Raw genomic sequence first — 20,391 nt, 5'->3', positions numbered from 1 at the left:
ATGATGTCCAACAGGCGCATCAAGGCATCAATGCCAGCGCATCCGAGAAGAACTCCGGCCCGCCGAAATTGCCTGATTTCAGGGCAAGCACCATCTCGCCGCTCTTGTCGCTGGTCGTGTCGCGGGTCTTGGCGCCGACCGCGCGCAGAACCGGAACGCCTGCCGCGATTTCCGCACCGACCAGGAATCCCGGGATGCGCAGGCGGTCGACCACGGCGCCTGAAGTTTCACCACCGGCGACCACCAGCCTGTGCACACCTGACTGCACCAGCCCCTCCGCGATGTCGGCCATCGCCTGCTCGATGGCATGTCCGGCTGCGTCGCGACCATGGCGGGATTGCAAGGCTGCCACCTCATCCGGGGTCGAGCTGCTCGCGATCAGGATCGACCCCGCCCCGAGCCGATCTTTGGCCCAGGCGAGCGCGCGCTGCGCCTCTTCCTTGCCGGCGACCACCCGCTCGGAATCGAGGTGCAGGACCGGCATCACCTTCTCGGCGTTGGCGATCTGCCGCAGGGTCGCCTGCGAGCAACTGCCGGCGAGGCAGGCGGCCGGGCCGCCGACCGGCGTCCCGAGCGTCGCATTCGTGCCATCCGGTTTGGCCTTGCCTGCATCGACCAGCGCCCGCGCCAATCCAAGCCCGATGCCGGAGGCGCCGACCGAAAGCCGGTGATCCAGCGCCACCTGGCCGATGGTCTCGAGGTCGCGGTCGAACACCGCATCGATGACCGCAGCTCCAACGCCGGCATGCGCGAGCTCGGCCAGCCTGGCGCGCACAGCCTCCGCGCCGCGGGCGAGCGTCGCCAGATCGACCAGGCCGACCTTGGTCTTGCTCTGGCGCGCCAGCACGCGGACCAGATTGGAATCATGCATCGGGTTGAGCGGATGGTCCTTCAGCGGACTCTCGTTCAACGGCACCGAGCCGACGAACAGATTGCCCTGGTAGACGGTGCGGCCGGTTTCGGGGAACGCCGGCGTCACCAGCACGATGCTGTCCCTGGAGTCGGCGCGCAGCGCGTCCATCACCGGACCGATATTGCCGGCATCGGTGGAATCGAAGGTCGAGCAGATCTTGAACAGGATGTGCTCGGCGCCGCGGCCCCGCAGCCAGCTCTCCGCCGCGCGCGAGCGCGTCACGGCAAGGCCGGCCTCGATCGAGCGGCTCTTCAGCGACACCACGACGGCGTCGACCTCGGGCAGCGCGAGATCGTCTGCGGGCACGCCGATGGTCTGCACGGTGCGCAGGCCGGCACGGGTCAGCGTGTTGGCGAGGTCGGAGGCGCCGGTATAGTCGTCGGCGATGCAACCGAGAGACAGTTTTCCGGCTCGCGTCACGGCTTCACTCCAGCATAGGGCTTGAACCAGGCCAAGCCGTCGGTGGTCTTGCCGCGCGGATTGTATTCGCAGCCGACGAAGCCGCCATAGCCGAGCCGGTCGAGCTCGCCGAACAGGAACGGATAGTTCAGCTCCTCGCCGTCGGGCTCGTTGCGCGAGGGGATCGAGGCGATCTGGATGTGGCCGACGATCCGCATCATCTCGCGCAGCCGCATGGTGACGTCGCCATGGATGATCTGGCAATGGTAGATATCGAACTGCAGCTTGAGGTTTGCAATATCAAGCTCGTTGATCAGGTCGCGCGCGAAGATGAAGTCGTTGAGGAAGTAGCCGGGCACGTTGCGCGGATTGATCGGCTCGATCACGACGTCGAGGCTGTGCGGCGCGAAGAACTCGGCGGCATAGGCGACTGATTTGCGAAACGCGGCGACCGCCCTGGCGTCGCTGCGATCGGCGATCCCCGCCATCAGATGCACCCGCTTGACGCCGGTCGCCTGCGCATAAGGCAGCGCGGTCTTCAGGCTCTGCTGCAAGTCGGCGAAGCGATCCGGCAGCGCGGCAAAGCCCTTCTCGCCGGCGTTCCAGTCGCCGGGCGGCAGGTTGAACAGCGCCTGCGTCAGCCCGGCGGCCTTCAGCCGCTTGCCCACCTCCTCGGCCGGATGGTCGTAAGGAAACAGGAACTCGACCGCGGTGAAGCCCGCTTTCGCCGCCGCCTCGAAGCGGTCGAGGAACGGGACCTCGTTGAACATCATGGTAAGGTTGGCGGCAAAGCGGGGCATCGCAGGATCCTCTTATTTCGCGCCGGGAAGCTTGGTGCCGGTGACCTGCGCATACATTCGCGCCACCGACGCATCGTCGTCGCGGCCCATGCCGGCCGCCGCGGTCATCAGGAACATCTGCAACGCCGCGGCCGACACCGGCACCGGGAAGCGCGCGTTGCGCGCCATGTCCTGGATGATGCCGAGGTCCTTGACGAAAATCTCGACCGCGCTGCGCGGCGCGTAGTCGCCGTCCAGCACATGCGGCATGCGGTTCTCGAACATCCAGGAATTGCCGGCGGAGGCCGTGATCACCTCATAGACTTTCCGGATATCGAGGCCCTGCCTGGCGGCAAAGGCGATCGCCTCCGAGGCGGCCGCGATGTGCACACCGGCCAGCAATTGATTGATCATCTTGAACGCGGCGCCCTGCCCTGCCGCATCGCCGAGCTCGTAAAGTTTCGCCGCCATCGCATCCAGCGCCGGCCGCGCCTTCGCGAACGCCGCCGCGCTGCCGGAGGCCAGAATCGTCAATTCGCCCTGTGCCGCGCGTTGCGCGCCGCCGGAGATCGGCGCATCGAGATAATGCCGGCCGGTCGCCTCAAGCTGCTTCGCCAGCCGCCGTGCGATATCGGGGTCCATGGTCGCCGAAGAAATGAAGACAGCATCCTTCGCCAGCGTCTCGGCGGCGCCGTCCTTGCCGAACAGGATGGCCTCGGTCTGCGCCGCATTGACGACGACGCTGACGACGATGTCCGCGTGCCGTGCGGCCTCGGCGGGCGACCTCGCACCCTTGCCGCCATCGGCCACGAAGCGCGCGACGGCATCGGCCGACACGTCGCAGCCGGTCACCTCGAAGCCGGCGCGCTTGAGCGAGGTCGCCATGCCGTATCCCATCGAGCCCAGCCCGATGACGGCGACGTGTGGTGTTGCGGAACTGGACATGCGGCGATCCCTCAACATTTTTAGTTGTTTGAGCATTTTCGGAAAACCGGCTTTCACTTTTCGCTGGCGCGGCCCGCCGGATCCCGATCATGCTCGTTGCTGCTTGCCTATCACGGCTTGGCCGCGCTGCCAAAGCATGAGACAAAGCTGAAAACGGATAGCGCCAGGAACGCCAAAAAAGGAAGACGCCGAGAGCGAAACGGGATGAGCGAAACAAGGGTTCGTGAGGATATCTGCCGCTTCGGCCGCTCGCTGTTCGAGCGCGGGCTGACGCCGGGCTCATCGGGCAATATCAGCGTCCGGCTCGACGACGGCGGCTGGCTGGTGACGCCGACCAACGCCTCGCTCGGCTTCCTCGATCCAGCGAAAATGTCGCGGCTCGACGCCGACGGCCGCCTCGTTTCCGGCGACGCCCCGACCAAGGAAGTGCCGCTGCACACCGCGCTCTACCAGACGCGCGCGACCGCCGGCGCCGTGGTGCATCTGCACTCGACCCATTCGGTCGCGCTCTCGATGCTGCCCGAGATCGATCCGCGCGCAGCGCTGCCGCCGATGACGGCCTATTACGTGATGAAGTGCGGCCAGACCGCGCTGGTGCCATACTATCGCCCCGGAGACCCCGCCGTTGCCGACGCGATCAGGGGGCTGGCCGGGAAATATTCATCGGTGCTGCTCGCCAATCACGGCCCCGTCGTCTCCGGCGACACGCTGGAAGCGGCCGTGTTCGCGACCGAGGAGCTGGAGGAAACCGCAAAACTCTATCTGCTGCTGCGCGGGCTGAACCCGCGCTATCTCTCGCCCGAACAGGTCGCGGATTTGACCAGGACGTTCGGGCTCGTACTGCCGGATCACCCTCACTAGATCAAGCGGAGGATCGTATGCGGAGGACAGTCATGATGAGGTTCACAGGGATGGCGTTCGCGGTTCCGTTCGTCGTCGGCCTGGCGGGATCGGCTGCGCGGACCGAGGAGACCCTGCAAGGCATGCTGGCAACCCAGCTGCGCGCGCAAGGCTATGCCTGCGACAAACCGCTCAAGGCTGAACGGGACGATAAGCTCTCGAAGCCCGACAACGAGGCCTGGACGCTCACATGCAGCAACGCGACCTACCGCGTCAGCCGCGTACCGGACCTCGCGGCGAAGGTCGAAAAGGTCGAAGAGGGCAAGTAGGCTGCGTGGGCTGGATTCGAAGCCTGCATGAGCGCAGCGATATGCGGGATGCTCCCGGATGTGGCTTCGCACGTCCGATAAGCTGGATGCCGCGTGCCACACACTAACCGTCATGCCCCGCGAATGCGGGGTATCCAGTACGCCGCGGCTTCTCGTATCAAGCTGAGGTCTCTGGAATACTGGGTCATCCGGCCTCGCGGGTGACGACACCATCAGAGCCCCAGATACGCCTTGCGCACGTCGGGATTGCCGCTGATCTCGGCGGCGGTGCCCTGCATCAGCACGCGGCCGGTCTGCAGGATGTAGGCGCGGTCGGCGATCTCCAGGCATTCGGCCATGCGCTGCTCGACGATCAGGACCGTCATGCCGGCGTCGCGGATGCGCTTCACGGCCTGGAAGATCTCGTCGACCAGCTTTGGCATGATACCCTGCGACGGCTCGTCGAGCATCAGAAGCCGCGGCCGCGTCATCAGCGCGCGGCCGATGGCAAGCATCTGCTGCTCGCCGCCGGACAAGGTCTCGGCGCGCTGATCGAGCCGCTCGCCGAGCCGCGGGAACAGATTGAAGACCAGATCGAGCGGCGCATCGCGGTCGGATTGACTACGGTAGAGATAACTGCCGAGGCGCAGATTGTCGCGCACCGAGAGCCGCGGAAACAGCCGGCGGTTCTCCGGCACGTAGGCGATGCCGCCTGACGTGATGACGTGCTGCGGCTGGCCGTCAATGCGCTTGCCGTCGAAAGTGACAGTCCCTGCGCGCGGGCGCTCGGCGCCGGCGATCGATTTCAGCAGCGTCGACTTGCCCGCGCCGTTGGCGCCGGCGACGCAGACGATCTCGCCCTTGGTGACGTCGATCGACACCGAGGAGATCGCGACCAGGCCTTGATAGGCGGTGGTGACTTCACGCACCGACAGCATGACGATCCCCGAGATAGGCAGAAATGACCTCTGGATTGCGGACGACCTCGGCAGGCTTGCCCTCGACCAGCACCTTGCCCAGATTGAGAACGATGGCGCGATCGACCAGCGGCATCACGATTTCCATCACATGCTCGACCATCAGCACGGTAACGCCGGTGGCGCGGACCTTGCGCACCAGCTCGACGCCGGTCTGCGCCTCGACCGGCGTCAGGCCGGTCAGGACTTCGTCGAGCAACAAGAGCTTCGGCTCGGTGGCCAGCGCGCGGGCGACTTCGAGCCGGCGCTTCTCCGACGGGACGAGGTCGGCGGCAAGCTTGTCGGCACGCGCCGCAAGTCCGCAGAACTCCAGCACTTCATAGGCCTTCTGCCGCGCGATCCGCATCTTGGTGTTGCGGATCAGCGCGCCGACGATGACGTTGTCGATCACGGTCATGGTCTCGAAGCTCTTGACCACCTGGAAGGTGCGCCCGACGCCGCGCAGGCAGCGCTCGGCCGCCGGCAACCGCGTGACGTCCTCGCCGTCGAACATGATCGAGCCTTGCGTCGGGGGCAGCACGCCCGCAATCAGATTGAACAGCGTCGACTTGCCGGCGCCGTTCGGGCCGATCAGGCCGACGATCTCGCCGCGCCCGACCGAGATCGAGACGTCGCTGTTGGCGACGAGGCCACCGAAGCGCTGCCAGACGCCGCGAGTTTCCAAGAGCGGGGTCTCCAGCAGCGCCGTCATCGTGCGGCCTCCTTGCGCCAAGAGAACATGCTGAACACACTGACCAGACCGCGCGGCAGCGCCAGCGAGATCACGACGATCAGCGTGCCGTAGACAATGAGGTCGACGCCGCGCCCGGAGCCGCCGATGAAAGAGCGCGTCAGCTCCGTGAGCGGGATCAGGATGACAGCGCCGAGTACCGGCCCCCATAGCGTGCCGATGCCGCCGAGCACCGCGGGCAGCGCCATCAACAGCGAGAACTGGAACCCCATCACGCTTTCGGGGTCGATATAGGACACGAACTGGGCGTAGAAGCTGCCGCCGACGGCAACGAGGAAGGCCGAGACCGCCGCCGCACCCATCTTGGAATTGAACACGACCACGCCGAGGCTTTCGGCGGCGTCGGGATTGTCCTTCACCGCGCGCCACCAATAGCCCCATTTGGAATCTTCCAGCCACCAGGTGACGAACCAGGCGATGCAGGCCAGCGCCAGCGCGAAATAGAAGTAAGGCAGCTTCGAGCGGGTGAACTGGAATTTCAGCCAGCTGTCGCCGCGCACCGGGATATCGATGCCGAGCGCAGCGCCCGCCCAGTCCCAGTTCTGGATCAAGAGCAGCGCGATCTCGGCGATCACGATGGTCGCGATCACGAAGTAATGCCCGCGCAGGCGGAAGCAGGGATAGCCGAGCGCCATCGCGATCACGGCGGAGATCGCGCCACCCGCCAGCATGCCGAACCACGGCAGCACGCCGAACTTGGTGAACAGCAGCGCCGTGGTGTAGGCCCCGAGCCCGAAATAGAGCGCATGGCCGAGCGAGATCTGTCCGCAATAACCGGACAGGATGTTCCAGCTCTGCGACAGCGCCGCATACATCAGGGTCAGCACCATGATGTTCTGGACATAGACATCCTTGACGAACAACGGCACCAGCGCGGCGATCACCGCAAGGAAAAGCGCCACGATCAGGTCACGCCTGCGGCGTTGGGCGAAGTGGGTGTCCATCACATCGATCCGAACAGGCCGCGCGGGCGGATGAAGACGACCAGCAGATAGACGGCGTAGATGCCGACCGATTTCAGCGACGGCGGCAGGATCAGCGCGGTGGTCGCCTCCACCAAGCCGACGATGATGCCTCCGGCAAAGGCGCCGAACACACTGCCGAAGCCGCCGAGCGCCACGGTGACGTAGGCGATCAGGGCAAACGACGCGCCGACGTCGGGATAGACGTAGAAGAAGATCGCCATGATGGCGCCGGCGAGGCCGACCAGCGCCGCACCGAGGCCCCAGCCGAGCGCGAACACCCGGTTCTTGTCGATGCCGACCAGCGCCACCGCGCCGGCGTCCTCGCGCGTCGCCTCCAGCGCGCGGCCGAAATCGGTGCGATTGATGAAGAAGTAGAGCGCGACGAAGGCCGCGATCGAGAGCATCGCGCCGATCAGCTGCGGCTCCGGCAGGTAGATGCCGGCGATCGAGACCGTCTTGCCACCGAGCCAGGAGTTGGCGACGCTGCGGTAGTCGGGCGTGAAGAAGAACTGTGCGAGGCCCCGCATCACGATCGCAAGGCCGAAGGTGGAGAAGATCTGCACCATGCCGGCATTGGCCTTGGCGCGCATCGCGAAGCGGACCACCAATAGGTAGACCACCGCGCCGAACACGAACAGCGCCGCGGCGACCAGCGGCGCCGCGAGCAAGGGATCGATCGCGAAGAACGCGAACAGGAAGAAAGTCGCGTACATCGCGATCATCAGGAACTCGCCGTGCGCGAAATTCACGACGTCCATCAATCCGAAGATCAATGCGAGGCCTGCGGCGATCAGTCCGTAGAGCAGCCCCATCAAAAGGCCGCTTGCCAGACTCTGGATGATGGTATCGGCTGTCACCGCTTGGCCCCGGTCAATGTGTGGCCCCGGCGTCGTCCTGGCGAAGGCCAGGACCCATAACCACAAATGCATCGGGAGGATAGATCACAACCAATCATCGCAAAACGCCTGCCTGGGGTAATGGGTCCCGGGTCGCGCTTCGCTTGCCCGGGACGACGTAGGGAAAGTATCCGATCGATCAGCTGTTCATCGGCCAGATCGCCTCGGAAACGGCGGCCTGTTCCGGGAAGATCGTCACAAAGTTCTTCGCGGCGTATTGCAGCAGCACTGGATCGGCGAAGTTGTTCTGCCCCATCTCGTCGAACTTGACCCGCCGCCACGGCATGATGGTCTGATCGCCCGGCATGTCGGTGGCGACCAGCGCCTCGCGGATCTTGTCGCCGTCGGTCGACTTGGCGCGGTTGATGGCATCCGCCATCACGATCAGGCCCATGAACTGACGCGACGAATAGTCGTTGAAGTCCTTGCCGGACTTGGCGCGGTACATTTCGTTGATGAGGCCGACCATCGGCCGCTTCTGCGCCAGGTCGAGCGAGAAGCTGCCGCGTGAGATCACGCCTTCGAGCTTGTCGCCGACCGCATCATAGGTCGCCTTCTCCGAGAAGCCGGCGTCCTGGGCCATGATGTTCTTCGGCTTGTAGCCGAGCTCGGCCATGGTCTTGACCAGGAGGATCGCGTCGGTGGTGTAGCTCGACGGCATCAGCACGTCGGCGTTGGCGGCCTTGATCTGCTGCACCTCGGCGGTCAGCGACGGCGAGTTGGCGCGATACTTGATGTCGGCCACCACCTTGTAGCCGCGCTCGCCGGCGAGCTTGAGCTGTGCATTCGCGGAGTCGGTGCCGAAGATGGTGTCTTCGTGGAACAGCGCGAGCGTCTCGATCTTCTGGCCCTTCTTCTTCATTGCATCGAAGAAGTCGAACATCGCGGTCGAGAACATCTCGTCATGCGGCGAGGCGCGGAAATAGTACTTCAGGCCGCGGCGATGCAGGCTCGGCGAGGAATTGTCGGCCGAGATGAAGGGGACGCCGTAGCGCTCGCAGATCTGGCTGACGGTGACCGCGACCGCGCTCTGATAGGTGCCGATCACGGCGCAGACCTTGTCCTGCGTGATCAGGCGCTCGGCTTCGGCGCGGCCCTTCTGCGGATCGGCCTGGTGGTCGGCGAACACGAGGCGGACCTTGGCGCCGCCGAGGCCGGACAGGCCCTCGCCCTTGGCGAGCGGCAGCGCGAAATCATAGTTCTTGTTGATGATGTCGGCCGCGGTCTCGAATGCGCGCTGCGCGTCGACGCCGATCTGGGCGCTGGCACCGGACAGCGGATAGATCACGCCGATTGCCACTTCGCTGGTTTGCGCGCGCGCGGCCATCGGACCGAGCGCGGCGGCGGCAGTGGCACCCAGCAACACGTTACGGCGAGAGATCGTCATCGAAATTCCCCTTGGTCAGCCTGTTATTATCGATGTGACGCTTGTAGCGCGCAGTAAAGCCTCAATGAATTGCACGAATTGCCTATTCAGAGCACAGCGAGCTGCCTGTTCCTGAGATCGGTCACCAGCATCAGGCCCGGCGAATGCGTGATCGCAAACGGCAGCTTCGCACTTGCGATCACCGATTGCGGCGTCACGCCACAGGCCCAGAACACCGGGATCTCGTCATCGGCCACCGGCACCGGATCACCGTAATCGGGTTTGGCAATATCCCTGATGCCGATCGCATGCGGGTGGCCGAGATGGACCGGCGCGCCGTGCACCGACGGGAAACGCGAAGTGATCTGCACCGCGCGGATCGCATCCGCCGGCTTGAACGGGCGCATCGACACCACCATGGGTCCCTCGAACGGCCCCGACGGCTGGCAGGCGATGCTGGTGCGGTACATTGGCACACGCAGATTGCGTTCGATGTGACGGATCGGCAGCCCGTCCTCCAGCAGCGCCTCTTCAAATGAGTACGAGCAGCCAAGCACGAAGGTGACGAGATCGTCGCGCCAGTATTTGGTGATGTCGGTCGGCTCGTCGGCCACCTCGCCGTCGCGCCAGACGCGGTAGCGAGGCACGTCGGTGCGGATGTCGAGATCGAGGCCAAGCGCAGGGATGCGGGGATCACCGACGTCGGACATGCCGATGATCGGGCACGGCTTCGGATTGAGCTGGCAGAACCGGTGGAAGGCGCCGGCGAGTTTCTCCGGCAGGATCGCGAGATTGCCCTGGACGAAGCCGTTGGCGAGACCAGCGGTGGTGGCCGAGGCCATGCCGTCACGGCACGCGCGCCGCGCCTCAACGCTCGGAAGCACCGCTTCACCCTGAGATCGCTGCACTGCCGCAAAAACAGTCATGGGAGCCTCCTGCCCATAATCTCGACAAGGACAAACCAACACCAGGCGTGATATAATGTCTAATCGTCCTTTCTAATCAAAATCGATAAAATAGATTTATCGATCGGGAAAATGCCTCCAATGACGGACTTCCGCTCGATCGAAACGTTCCTTTGGGTCGTCAAGCTCGGCAGCTTCCGTGGCGCCGCCCAGCGGCTCAACACCACCCAGCCGGCGATCTCCCAGCGCATTGCCCAGCTCGAGCGGGAGATGGGCGTCAAGCTGTTGAACCGGGACCACCGGGTGGCCTCGCCGACGCCGAGCGGACGGCTGATGATGATCTATGCCGAGAAACTGATCGGCCTGCGCTCGGAGATGATGGCCGAGGTCGGCGACCGTTCGGCGATGCGCGGCGCACTGCGGCTCGGTGTCGCGGAGACCATCGTGCACACCTGGCTGCCGCGGCTGGTCAAGAGCGTGAACGAGATCTACCCGAACCTGTCGCTCGAGATCGAGGTCGACATCACGCCCAATTTGACCGCGCGGCTGCTGGCGCAGGAGATCGAGCTCGCCTTCGTGCTCGGACCGGTCTCGGCATCCGGCGCGCACAACCATGTGCTGTGCGATTACCCGATCGGTTTCCTGGCGAGCCCGGCGCTCGGCCTCGGCGACGGCCCGGTGGCCCGGCAGGACCTGGCGCGGTTTCCGATCATCACCTTTCCACGCAAGACCCAGCCCTACGAGACCGTGCGCGCATTGTTCAACGCCCCCGATCTGCCGCCGATCCGGCTGCACGCCTCGACGTCGCTCGCGACCGTGATCCACATGGCCAATGAAGGGCTTGGCGTCGCGGTCATCCCGGCGGCGATCGTCGAGAACGAGCTTGCCGACGGGCGGTTGCAACTGCTCGACACCGACCTCAAGCTGCCGCCCCTCACCTTCACCGCAAGCTGGCTCGCTTCGCCCGATGCGGTCGCCATCGAGCGCGTCGCCCATCTCGCGAGGCAGATCGCGCAAGCGAGCGTAGCGGTTGACGCGGTCGAAGCGCCGCGCCATTGAACGAGTGCCGGATAGATGACCGTCATTAAATGACAGCTGAAATGGACTGACGACATGAGCCGAGCCGCGACCAACCTGCAGATCGATTCCGCCCGCCTCTGGGGCAGCATCCACGAAACCGCGCAGTTCGGTGCAACGCCAAAGGGCGGCGTGCGACGGCTGACGCTGAGCGCCGAGGACAAGCAGGTGCGCGACTGGTTCCGCAAGGCATGCGAGAACGCCGGTCTCGAGGTGCATGTCGACGCGCTCGGCTCGATGTTCGGGCTGAGGAAAGGTAGGGATATGTCGAAGCCGCCGATCGGCGTCGGCTCGCATCTCGACACCCAGCCGACGGGCGGCAAATATGACGGCATCCTCGGCACGCTCGCCGCGCTCGAGATGGTGCGCACGCTGAACGATGCCGGCATCGAGACCGAGCTGCCGATCTGCATCTGCAACTGGACCAATGAGGAGGGCTCGCGCTTCGCGCCGGCGATGATGGCCTCGGCCGCCTATGTCGGCGATTTCACCACCGACGACATCTTGTCGCGCAAGGACGCCGAGGGCGTCACGGTAGCGCAAGCGCTCGACAGCATCGGTTATCGCGGCGATGCCCCGGTCGGCCGCCAGAAACTCACCAGCTTCGTCGAGCTGCATATCGAGCAGGGCCCGATCCTGGAGGCCGAGAACAAGACCATCGGCGTGGTCGATTCCGGCCAGGGCGTTTTGTGGTACGACGGCAAGATCACCGGATTCGAGAGCCATGCCGGCTCGACCCCGATGCCGCTGCGCCGCGATGCGCTGGCGACGCTGTCGGAGATCGTGCTGGCGATGGAAAGCATCGCCAAGAAACACGGCCCGAAGGCAGTCGGCACTATCGGCGAGGCCGTGATCGCGAGTCCCTCGCGCAACGTCATCCCCGGCGAGATCGCCTTCACGGTGGATTGCCGCAGCGCCGATGCCGCGATTATGGAGGCGCTGGACCGCGACCTGCGTGCGGCGGTTGCCGAGATCGCCGCGCGGCGCAAGGTCGAGGTCCAGCTCGACCTGGTCTGGCGCAAGGCGCCGACGCACTTCGATCCGAAGCTGGTCGACGCCGTCGAGAACGCGGCAAAGCAGCTCGGCTATTCGCATCGCCGCATCACCTCCGGCGCCGGCCACGACGCCTGCAACCTCAACACCGTGATGCCGGCGGCGATGGTGTTCGTACCCTGCAAGGACGGCATCAGCCATAACGAGTTGGAAGACGCCAAGCAGACCGATTGCGCCGCCGGCGCCAATGTCCTGATGCATACGGTGCTGGCGCTCGCCGGCGTCGCGTCCTGACCTTACTCATTCCCTCAAACGGAGGTTCTCGTGCGCGGAGTTTTCGTCGACGCCAATGAATCGCTTGCGGTCATCATGGAGCGCCTGGAAAAGCCCGGCGATCCCAAAATGCGGATCAACCGCAACCCGGACATCAAGCCCGAGGACTATCCGGCGGTGCTCGACGGCGCCGAGATCGCGGTGGTCGATCACACCGCGTTGCCGACCGACATTGCCAAGAAGTGCGCCGGCCTCAAGCATGTCGTGTTTCTCGGCACCGGCGCGCGCAGCTACATGAATCCGGAAGAGCTCGCCGAGCTCGGTATCTCGGTTCACCTGATCAAGGGCTATGGCGACACCGCGGTCGCGGAGTCCGCGATCGCGTTGATGTGGTCATCGGCGCGCGTGATCGCACAGATGGACCGCGAGATGCGCGCCGGCAACTGGCTGCGCGAGGACGGCATGCAGCTCACCGGCAAGACGCTCGGCCTCGTCGGCTTCGGCGGCATCGCCGCCGAGGTCGCCCGCATCGCACTCGGCGGCGGCATGAAGGTCATTGCCTGGAACCGGTCGCCCAAGACACATCCGGGCATCGAGTTCGTCGATCTCGACACGGTGCTGGCCAACAGCGACGTGGTCTCGATCCATCTGTTGCTGAACGACGAGACCCGCGGTCTGATCACACGCGACAAGATCGCGAAGATGAAGAAGGGCGTGATCCTGGTCAATACCGCACGCGCCGCGATCGTCGACGAGCAGGCCATGATCGATGCGCTGAAATCGGGCCACATCCGCCACGCTGGCCTCGACGTCTTCAACGTCGAGCCGCTGCCGAAGGATCATCCGCTAACCAAGATTCCGAACGTGACGCTGTCGGCGCACTCCGCATTCCGCACGCCCGAGGCCAGCGAGAATTTGATCCACGCGGCATGGGAGCATTGCCGTAGGATTGTGAAAGGGTAATTTTCGCCGTCGTCCCGGCCAAGCGAACGGGTCGACGCAAAGCGCCGCCCGATTGTCACGAAGGCTGAGGCCACAGCGAGCCCCAACAACAAGACCCTGTGGTTATGGGTCCCTGCTTTCGCAGGGACGACAGCACGGGGTTGGACGACGAGCCACCCTTTCCCACAAGGGGAGGGTAACAGCGCAGCTTAATCCACCATCTCCGCGACGGCCTTGCCGCACGCCGCGGTGTCGGCGTTGCCGCCGAGATCGCGCGTGCGCAGTGTGCGTTCGCCGAGCGTGCGCTCGATCGCACCGACGATGGCGTCGGCGGCCTGCTTCTCGCCAAGATGCTCCAGCATCATCGCGCCCGACCAGATCATGCCGATCGGGTTGGCGATGCCTTGGCCTGCAATGTCGGGGGCCGAACCGTGCACCGGCTCGAACACCGAGGGGAAATCGCCTTCCGGATTGATGTTGCCCGACGGCGCGATGCCGATCGTGCCGGTGCAGGCCGGGCCGAGGTCGGAAAGGATATCCCCGAACAAATTGGAGCCGACCACGACGTCGAACCAGTCCGGATGCAGCACGAAATTCGCGGTGAGGATGTCGATGTGGTACTTGTCCCACTTCACGCCGGGATACTTCGTGGCCATCGCCTCCACGCGCTCGTCCCAATAGGGCATGGTGATGGAGATGCCGTTCGACTTGGTGGCCGACGTCAGATGCTTCTTTGGCCGCGACTGCGCCAGATCGAATGCGAATTTCAGGATGCGGTCGACGCCAATGCGCGTCATCACCGTCTGCTGCGTGACGAATTCGCGGTCGGTATTCGGGAACATGCGGCCGCCAACGGAGGAGTATTCGCCCTCGGTGTTCTCGCGCACCACCCAGAAATCGATGTCGCCGGGCTTGCGGCCCGCCAGCGGCGAAGGCACGCCGGGCATCAGCCGCACCGGGCGCAGATTGACGTACTGGTCGAACTCGCGGCGGAACTTGATCAGCGAACCCCACAGAGAGACGTGATCCGGGATCTTGGCCGGCCAGCCAACCGCGCCGAAATAGATCGCGTCATGCTTGCCGATCTTCTCCTTCCAGTCGGCCGGCATCATCTCGCCGTGCTTCTCGTAATAATCGTAGGAGGCGAAGTCGAAATGGTCGAACGTCACCGCGACGCCGTGCTTCTTCGCCGCCGCCTCGATGACGCGCATGCCCTCCGGCATCACTTCCTTGCCGATACCGTCGCCGGGAATGACCGCAATCCGATACTGCTTCTTTGCGCTGCTCATCGAGAACACCCTTGTGATTTGCCCGGCCGGCAATGCCGTCTATCCTGATGGCCCTGCAATGGACCAAACTTCGCGCGAGCGCAACGCTGCAGTGCAGTGTTGACCGCCGTGCGACCCTGCCCCACCAAATTCGCCGACATCCGTTCCTCAAACCAAGCGAGACATCCCATGGATCTGCATCTGCGCGGCAAGCGTGTCCTCATCACCGGCGCCTCCAAGGGCATTGGCGCAGCCGCCGCCGAAGCCTTTGCCGAGGAAGGCGCCAACCTGCTGCTCGCCGCCCGCAACGGAGAGCAGTTGAAGGCGATGTCCGAGCGGCTCCGTTCGGCGCACCAAATCGATGCGACGATGAGCATCGTCGACCTGCGCAAATCCGAAGATCTGGCGCGACTGGCAAAAGAGGCCGCCGACATCGACATCCTCGTCAACAATGCGGGCGACATCCCGGGCGGCTCGATCGACAAGATCGACGAGGCGACCTGGCGGCATGCCTGGGAGCTGAAAGTGTTCGGCTATGTCAATTTGACGCGCGCGATCTATGCCCAGATGAAGGCGCGCGGCGGCGGGGTGATCGTCAACGACATCGGCGCGGCCGGCGAGAAGTTCGACGCCAATTACATCTGCGGCAGCGCCGGCAATGCGGCGCTGATGGCGTTCACCCGTGCGCTTGGCGGCAAAAGCCTCGCTGACAATATCCGCGTCGTCGGCATCAACCCCGGCCCCGTCGGCACCGACCGCCATGTCACGCTGCTCAAGACCCGCGCCAAGAACGAGTTCGGCGACGAGAACCGCTACAAGGAATTCCAGAAGGGGCTGCCGCTCGGCCGTCCCGCTCATGCGCGCGAGATCGGTGACCTGATGGCGTTCCTGGCTTCCGACCGCGCCGGCTATACGTCGGGCGTGATCTATACGGTCGACGGCGGGCTGACGTCGGGGTGGGGTTAGCTTCTGCAGCGTGCCACTTGTTCTGCGTCTCCTTCGAGGCTCGCAAGAGCTCGCGCCTCAGGACGACGTTAACTCGCCGTCCGCTCGAACAACTGCCGGATCAGCGTCGTGATGCGGCCGCTCGGCGCCAGCATCTGGTTCATGATGGAGAAATGATCGGCACCGGCGATCTCCTCATAGGTCACCGGCAAGCCGTGGCGGGCGCGATGGCCGGCGAAATCGGCGGTCTGCTTGCGCAGCAGCGGCAGTTCGGCGCTGCCAACCACCAATGACAACGGCTTTGCGGTGCCGCCCTCCTGCATGAGGGGCGAATTGCGCCGTGAAGCGGCTTCATCGAGCTTGAGCTTCTCGTTGAGGTAGGAATGCCTGATCGTCTCGAGATCATAGATGCCCGAGATCGCCATGCCGGCTCGGACATGGGAGTTCGACAGCGCCATAGATGTCAGATGTCCGCCGGCCGACCACCCCGACACGACAATGCCATCGGCAGCAGCGCCAAGCGCGGGCAACCGCCCGGCCAGATCATCGATGCCGGCATGGATCTCGGCGACGATGTCATCGAGCGTCGCATCCGGCGCCAGCGTGTAGCCGATCAGGGCCACATTGATGCCATGCGCCAGCGGCCCTTCGGCAAAGATCGTGAACACTTCCTTGGCACGGGTCTGCCAATAGCCGCCGTGAATGAACAACAGCGTCGGCGCGCCGTCGCGCGCCTTCAGGAAATCGATCCGGTTGCGCTCACGCGGGCCGTATCCGAGGTCGAGATGCTCGGGATGCATCTGCCGCATTGCCGCCGAGCGCTGCTGCCAGCCGGCGGCGATGTCGGCGCTGCCCTTGACGGCAACGCCGTTGTTCAGGCCGAGGTCACGTTCCTGCTGGCTCATCGCGCGCCAGTCAAGCGCGGAAAACAACGCTGGCATCCCTGCCCCTTCGGTTCTCGTCGCATTGCCACGACGGCAGGAAATGTTCTACAGCACAAGCAAACAGAACACATAGGAGCAACGGCGCATGGCTGATCAGGGCTTGGTGAAGGAAACGGCGTGTGCCGTCGTCGAGAAACTGAAAGCCGGTGATGTCACGCCGCTCGATCTGCTCGACGTGCTGGAAAAGCGCATCGCCGAGGTCGACGGCAAGGTCAATGCGCTGCCGACGCTCTGCTTCGACCGCGCCCGCACCCACGCCAGGTCCCTGATGCAGAAGCCGGTCAGCGAACGCGGCCTGCTCGCGGGCCTTCCCGTTCCGATCAAGGACCTCACCGCCGTCGCCGGCGTGCTGACCACGCAGGGCTCCCCGATCTTCAAGGACAACATCCCGGCGAAGTCGGACATCCTGGTGGAGCACCTCGAACGGAACGGCGGGGTGATCTACGCTAAGTCGAACACGCCGGAATTCGGCGCCGGCGCCAACACCTTCAACGAGGTGTTCGGCCCGACCCGCAATCCCTGGGACACATCGCGCTCGGCCGCCGGCTCTTCCGGCGGCGCCGCGGCGGCACTGGCCAGCGGAACTGCTTGGCTCGCGCATGGCTCCGATATGGGCGGCAGCCTGCGCAACCCGGCGAGCTTCTGCGGCATCGTCGGCTTGCGGCCGTCGATCGGCCGCGTCGCACACACGCCGAAGTTCGGCGTCGACCGCACACTTGGCGTGCAGGGACCGATGGCGCGCAATGTCGAGGACCTCGCGCTGCTGCTGGACGCGATGAGCGGCGAACATGCGGCCGATCCGCTGTCGCTGCCCGCACTGCCGACGTCGTTCCTCTCCGCGGCACGTTCGAACCAGAAACCGAAGCGCATCGCCTACTCACCCGATCTCGGCATCACGCCCGTCGATCCCGAGGTCAGGGCCGTGACCCGTAAGGCCGCGGAGCGTTTTGCGGAAGCCGGCGCAATTGTCGAGGAGGCACATCCTGACTTCAGCGAAGCCCATGAATGCTTCCACGTGCTGCGCGCGTTCGATTTCGCAATCAGCAAGGCCGAATTGCTGCGCACCAAGCGCGACCTGCTGAAGCCCGAGGTGATCTGGAACATCGAGGAAGGGCTGAAGCTCACGGTCGAAAAGCTCGAGCGCGCCGAGGCCCAGCGTGTCGCGATGACCGCGCGTGCGCTCGAGTTCTTCGAGACATATGACCTGCTGTTGGCGCCAGCGACGATCGTGCCGCCATTCCCGGTCGAGAACCGCTATGTTGCCGAATGCGACGGCAAGAAGTTCGACAATTACGTCGAATGGCTCGGCATCGTCTATGCGATCACGCTGGCCTGCTGCCCGGCGCTGTCGCTGCCCTGCGGCTTCACCGCGTCGGGCCTGCCGATCGGCCTGCAGATGGTGGCGAAGCCCCGAGCCGAGGCGCAGCTGTTGGCCAGCGCGAAAGTGTTGGAGGACATTCTGGGCGTCCGCGCCACCACCCCGATCGATCCGCGGCCGCCGAAGTAAGGCGGCTTAACCCTTACCTTCCGTCGCCTGCAACGCGATCGTGAGTGCTGCCTTGGTCTGCTCGACGATCTCGTCCAGCAGCTCCTCGCGGCTGATCTGCGCGGCCTCGCCGGTGAGGAGGCCCTGCTCGGCAAGCATCACGATGCCGTGCAGCCCGGCCCAGATCTTCAGCGCCTGCCGCTCGCGCAATAGCCCGACGGCCGGCGCCTCGAACGATTCGATCAACAGCGCCAGCGTTTCCATCGCCGCCGTGTGCAACTCGCTGCCAACGGGCGCGCAGGCCATGGTTCTGGACGCGAACATCAAGCGGTAGATGCCGTGGCGCTCGAGCCCGAAGGCCAGCGCAGCCTGGGCAAAGCGCGACAGTTTCGAGCCCTTGCCCGGCTGCTCGATCGCCTCGCGCATAATCACGTTGAACTGCCGGAACGCCTCCGCGGTCACCGCCTCCAGCAGCGCCTCGCGGTCGGCGAAATGCCGGTACGGCGCCGGCTGCGAGACGCCGAGCTGCTTGGCCAGCGCCTTGATGCTAATCGCTTCGGGACCACCCAGCTCGACCTCGCGTAGCGCGGCCTGGATCAGGGCTTCGCGGAGGTCGCCATGGTGGTAGGTTTTCAACGGCTTACGAACGATTTGTCCCATTGCGGCAATGATCGCTGAATTTTTGCTTGACGCGCAAGCGCAACGATAATGTAATATAGTATAACTTGGTGATCCGGTTAAGAGGCTGGCCGCCCAAGCAAGCCAAGACTTGCACAAACAAGACTTGCATAAACCGGAATAAGGAACCCGGCGCAACCCGCTATGCGCCAGAGCCGAGGGAGAGTACTTGCATGTCCAAGCTCAGAATCCGCGTCGACCAGGACAAATGCCAGGGTCACGCCCGCTGCAAATCACTCGCCCCCGAACTGTTCGAGCTCGACGAATACGGCAATGCCCATGAAGCCGGCGACGGGATTGTTCCGGCCGGGCTCGAGGACAAGGCCTGGCTGGCGCAGACCAACTGCCCGGAAATCGCGATCGAAGTCACCGAGGAATAGCGCCGGCCAAGGGATGGCCGCGCGCCTCCCATTGAGCCGACCAGCATTTGATCGAACGAGAAGGAAACGAGCTGATGTCCGATTCCCCGTCCGCAAGCTATCTGCCCGAACATCCGCCGGTCACCGACTGGATCCATGATTTCGACCATACCGATCCGGTCTGGACCGACGATCCGTTCCCGATCTGGGAGACGCTGCGCACGGCCTCGCCGGTCGTGCATACCGAGCGCTTCCTCGGCTGCTACATGCCGACCACCTATCAGGCGGTGAAGGAGATCGCCTACGACACCGAGCATTTCTCCTCGCGCCGGGTCATCGTGCGCGACGTCCGCCCCGAGATCTCGGCCCGCGCACCGCCGATTACCTCCGATCCGCCGGAGCACAAGCCCGCCAAGCAGGTGCTGCTGCCGCCGTTCACGCCGGACGCGATGAAGCGGCTGGAGCCGCGGGTGCGCGCGATCTGCAACGAGCTGATCGACGAATTCATTGCCGATGGCCATTGCGACGCCGCGGCGCGCTACACCAAACACATCCCGGTGCGCGCCATCGCCCACATGCTCGGAATCCCGGAGCAGGACGGCGACCTCTTCATCAAATGGATCCACCAGATCCTCGAGCTCGGCATCAAGAACGAAGACGAGTTGATGAACGGCGTGCGCGAGATGACCGGCTACTTCGTGGCTCATCTCGAACAGCGCAAGCAGGAGCCGGGCGACGATCTGATCTCGCAGTTGCTGCGGGCCAAGGGCCCGGGCGGCCAACCGCTCACCGACGAGCACGTGCTCGGCTCGCTGCGGCTGCTCCTGATCGCAGGCATCGACACCACCTGGAGCGCGATCGGCTCCTCGCTCTGGCACCTCGCCAAAACGCCGGCCGATCGCGAGCGCCTGATTGCGGAGCCGGCACTGATCCCGACCGCGATCGAGGAATTCCTGCGCGCCTATTCGCCGGTGACGATGGCACGCGAGGTGATGAAGGAGACCACGATCTCCGGCTGCCCGGTGAAAGCAGGCAACATGGTGCTGCTGTCCTTCCCTGCGGCCAACCGCGACCCCGCCATGTTCCACGATGCCGACAAGGTCGTGATCGACCGCAAGGAGAACCGCCACGCCGCCTTCGGCCTCGGAATCCACCGCTGCGTCGGTTCCAACCTGGCGCGGATGGAGATGCAGGTGGCGATCGAGGAATGGCTGAAGCGAATCCCGGATTTCCGCCTCGACCCGGCCGGCAAGGTCACCTGGTCGGAAGGCACGGTGCGTGGCCCGCGTCAACTGCCTGTTCTGTTTGGCAAGAACGCCTGAGGAACCGGACAGCAGTTACATCGCACCACCCAATGAGGTAGCTTGCCCGGAATCGAACCGACGAGTCCGGGAGGCTAGCCT

Annotated in this window: 21 protein-coding genes; 9 read left to right on the top strand and 12 right to left on the bottom strand. The window is 64.7% G+C overall.

Features of this window, described 5'->3' with window-relative positions; all coding sequences use genetic code 11:
- Window positions 1-19: 19 nt before the first annotated feature.
- The 3 genes from otnK to ltnD are packed head-to-tail and all read right to left on the bottom strand — an operon-like array spanning window position 20 to window position 3,036.
- A complete protein-coding gene (gene otnK / locus ABIB78_RS28270) occupies window positions 20-1,333 on the bottom strand; it encodes a 3-oxo-tetronate kinase (protein ID WP_429030320.1) in 1,314 nt (437 codons plus the stop codon).
- Window positions 1,330-2,112, bottom strand: a complete 783-nt coding sequence (gene otnI, locus ABIB78_RS28265) for a 2-oxo-tetronate isomerase (protein ID WP_429030318.1) — start codon at window positions 2,110-2,112, stop codon at window positions 1,330-1,332. Before otnI ends, otnK begins: the two co-directional genes overlap by 4 nt.
- Before the next feature lie 12 nt (window positions 2,113-2,124).
- On the bottom strand, window positions 2,125-3,036 hold the full coding sequence (gene ltnD, locus ABIB78_RS28260; RefSeq protein WP_429030316.1) for an L-threonate dehydrogenase: 912 nt from the start codon (window positions 3,034-3,036) through the stop codon (window positions 2,125-2,127).
- 204 nt (window positions 3,037-3,240) lie between these two features.
- Between ltnD and ABIB78_RS28255 the strand changes: the two genes are divergently transcribed.
- Together ABIB78_RS28255 and ABIB78_RS28250 are read left to right on the top strand one after the other, a co-directional pair.
- Window positions 3,241-3,897: an aldolase gene (locus tag ABIB78_RS28255; RefSeq protein ID WP_429030315.1), complete on the top strand. Its 657-nt coding sequence runs from the start codon at window positions 3,241-3,243 to the stop codon at window positions 3,895-3,897.
- 32 nt (window positions 3,898-3,929) lie between these two features.
- Entirely contained in the window at window positions 3,930-4,205 is a 276-nt protein-coding gene (locus ABIB78_RS28250; RefSeq protein ID WP_429030312.1) for a hypothetical protein, read from the top strand.
- Between the two features lie 212 nt (window positions 4,206-4,417).
- Here the strand turns inward: ABIB78_RS28250 and ABIB78_RS28245 are convergent, their stop codons facing one another.
- The 6 genes from ABIB78_RS28245 to ABIB78_RS28220 all read right to left on the bottom strand — a co-directional run bounded on the left by ABIB78_RS28245 (window position 4,418) and on the right by ABIB78_RS28220 (window position 10,044).
- A complete protein-coding gene (locus ABIB78_RS28245; protein WP_429030310.1) occupies window positions 4,418-5,122 on the bottom strand; it encodes an ABC transporter ATP-binding protein in 705 nt (234 codons plus the stop codon).
- On the bottom strand, window positions 5,106-5,852 hold the full coding sequence (locus ABIB78_RS28240; RefSeq protein ID WP_429030309.1) for an ABC transporter ATP-binding protein: 747 nt from the start codon (window positions 5,850-5,852) through the stop codon (window positions 5,106-5,108). Before ABIB78_RS28240 ends, ABIB78_RS28245 begins: the two co-directional genes overlap by 17 nt.
- Complete coding sequence (locus tag ABIB78_RS28235) at window positions 5,849-6,835, bottom strand: branched-chain amino acid ABC transporter permease (protein ID WP_429030307.1); 987 nt, start codon at window positions 6,833-6,835, stop codon at window positions 5,849-5,851. The genes ABIB78_RS28240 and ABIB78_RS28235 overlap by 4 nt, the downstream gene beginning before the upstream one ends.
- Entirely contained in the window at window positions 6,835-7,713 is an 879-nt protein-coding gene (locus tag ABIB78_RS28230) for a branched-chain amino acid ABC transporter permease (protein ID WP_429030305.1), read from the bottom strand. The genes ABIB78_RS28235 and ABIB78_RS28230 overlap by 1 nt, the downstream gene beginning before the upstream one ends.
- A gap of 178 nt (window positions 7,714-7,891) precedes the next feature.
- Window positions 7,892-9,139: an ABC transporter substrate-binding protein gene (locus ABIB78_RS28225; protein WP_429030303.1), complete on the bottom strand. Its 1,248-nt coding sequence runs from the start codon at window positions 9,137-9,139 to the stop codon at window positions 7,892-7,894.
- An 86-nt stretch (window positions 9,140-9,225) separates the two neighbouring features.
- The gene (locus ABIB78_RS28220; RefSeq protein WP_429030301.1) at window positions 9,226-10,044 is read right to left on the bottom strand and encodes a putative hydro-lyase; all 819 of its coding nucleotides are present in this window, start codon (window positions 10,042-10,044) and stop codon (window positions 9,226-9,228) included.
- Window positions 10,045-10,164: 120 nt separating this feature from the next.
- Here ABIB78_RS28220 and ABIB78_RS28215 point away from each other — a divergent pair, with 120 nt between their 5' ends.
- The 3 genes from ABIB78_RS28215 to ABIB78_RS28205 are packed head-to-tail and all read left to right on the top strand — an operon-like array spanning window position 10,165 to window position 13,329.
- Window positions 10,165-11,082: a LysR family transcriptional regulator gene (locus ABIB78_RS28215; RefSeq protein WP_429030300.1), complete on the top strand. Its 918-nt coding sequence runs from the start codon at window positions 10,165-10,167 to the stop codon at window positions 11,080-11,082.
- 54 nt (window positions 11,083-11,136) lie between these two features.
- Window positions 11,137-12,387, top strand: a complete 1,251-nt coding sequence (locus tag ABIB78_RS28210) for a Zn-dependent hydrolase (protein WP_429030298.1) — start codon at window positions 11,137-11,139, stop codon at window positions 12,385-12,387.
- 30 nt (window positions 12,388-12,417) lie between these two features.
- Entirely contained in the window at window positions 12,418-13,329 is a 912-nt protein-coding gene (locus tag ABIB78_RS28205) for an NAD(P)-dependent oxidoreductase (protein WP_429030297.1), read from the top strand.
- 188 nt (window positions 13,330-13,517) lie between these two features.
- On the opposite strand, the gene ABIB78_RS28200 is transcribed toward ABIB78_RS28205, so the two are convergent.
- Window positions 13,518-14,597: a tartrate dehydrogenase gene (locus ABIB78_RS28200; RefSeq protein WP_429030296.1), complete on the bottom strand. Its 1,080-nt coding sequence runs from the start codon at window positions 14,595-14,597 to the stop codon at window positions 13,518-13,520.
- A 168-nt stretch (window positions 14,598-14,765) separates the two neighbouring features.
- Between ABIB78_RS28200 and ABIB78_RS28195 the strand changes: the two genes are divergently transcribed.
- Window positions 14,766-15,542: an SDR family oxidoreductase gene (locus tag ABIB78_RS28195; RefSeq protein ID WP_429030295.1), complete on the top strand. Its 777-nt coding sequence runs from the start codon at window positions 14,766-14,768 to the stop codon at window positions 15,540-15,542.
- 68 nt (window positions 15,543-15,610) lie between these two features.
- Here the strand turns inward: ABIB78_RS28195 and ABIB78_RS28190 are convergent, their stop codons facing one another.
- Window positions 15,611-16,462, bottom strand: a complete 852-nt coding sequence (locus tag ABIB78_RS28190; RefSeq protein WP_429030293.1) for an alpha/beta hydrolase — start codon at window positions 16,460-16,462, stop codon at window positions 15,611-15,613.
- Between the two features lie 88 nt (window positions 16,463-16,550).
- Between ABIB78_RS28190 and ABIB78_RS28185 the strand changes: the two genes are divergently transcribed.
- Entirely contained in the window at window positions 16,551-17,972 is a 1,422-nt protein-coding gene (locus ABIB78_RS28185; RefSeq protein WP_429030291.1) for an amidase, read from the top strand.
- Window positions 17,973-17,978: 6 nt separating this feature from the next.
- Here ABIB78_RS28185 and ABIB78_RS28180 read toward each other — a convergent pair whose 3' ends face one another.
- Window positions 17,979-18,611 (bottom strand): TetR/AcrR family transcriptional regulator, encoded by a 633-nt coding sequence (locus tag ABIB78_RS28180; RefSeq protein ID WP_429030289.1) that lies wholly within the window; start codon window positions 18,609-18,611, stop codon window positions 17,979-17,981.
- A 191-nt stretch (window positions 18,612-18,802) separates the two neighbouring features.
- On the opposite strand from ABIB78_RS28180, the gene ABIB78_RS28175 reads away from it, so the two are divergent.
- Entirely contained in the window at window positions 18,803-19,009 is a 207-nt protein-coding gene (locus ABIB78_RS28175) for a ferredoxin (RefSeq protein WP_429030288.1), read from the top strand.
- 74 nt (window positions 19,010-19,083) lie between these two features.
- Window positions 19,084-20,310, top strand: a complete 1,227-nt coding sequence (locus tag ABIB78_RS28170; protein ID WP_429030285.1) for a cytochrome P450 — start codon at window positions 19,084-19,086, stop codon at window positions 20,308-20,310.
- The last annotated feature ends 81 nt before the right edge of the window (window positions 20,311-20,391 follow it).

Origin of the sequence: Bradyrhizobium sp. I1.14.4, assembly GCF_050435825.1 — a bacterium.
Lineage (GTDB): Bacteria > Pseudomonadota > Alphaproteobacteria > Rhizobiales > Xanthobacteraceae > Bradyrhizobium.
This window is presented reverse-complemented; position numbering and strand designations above follow the sequence as displayed.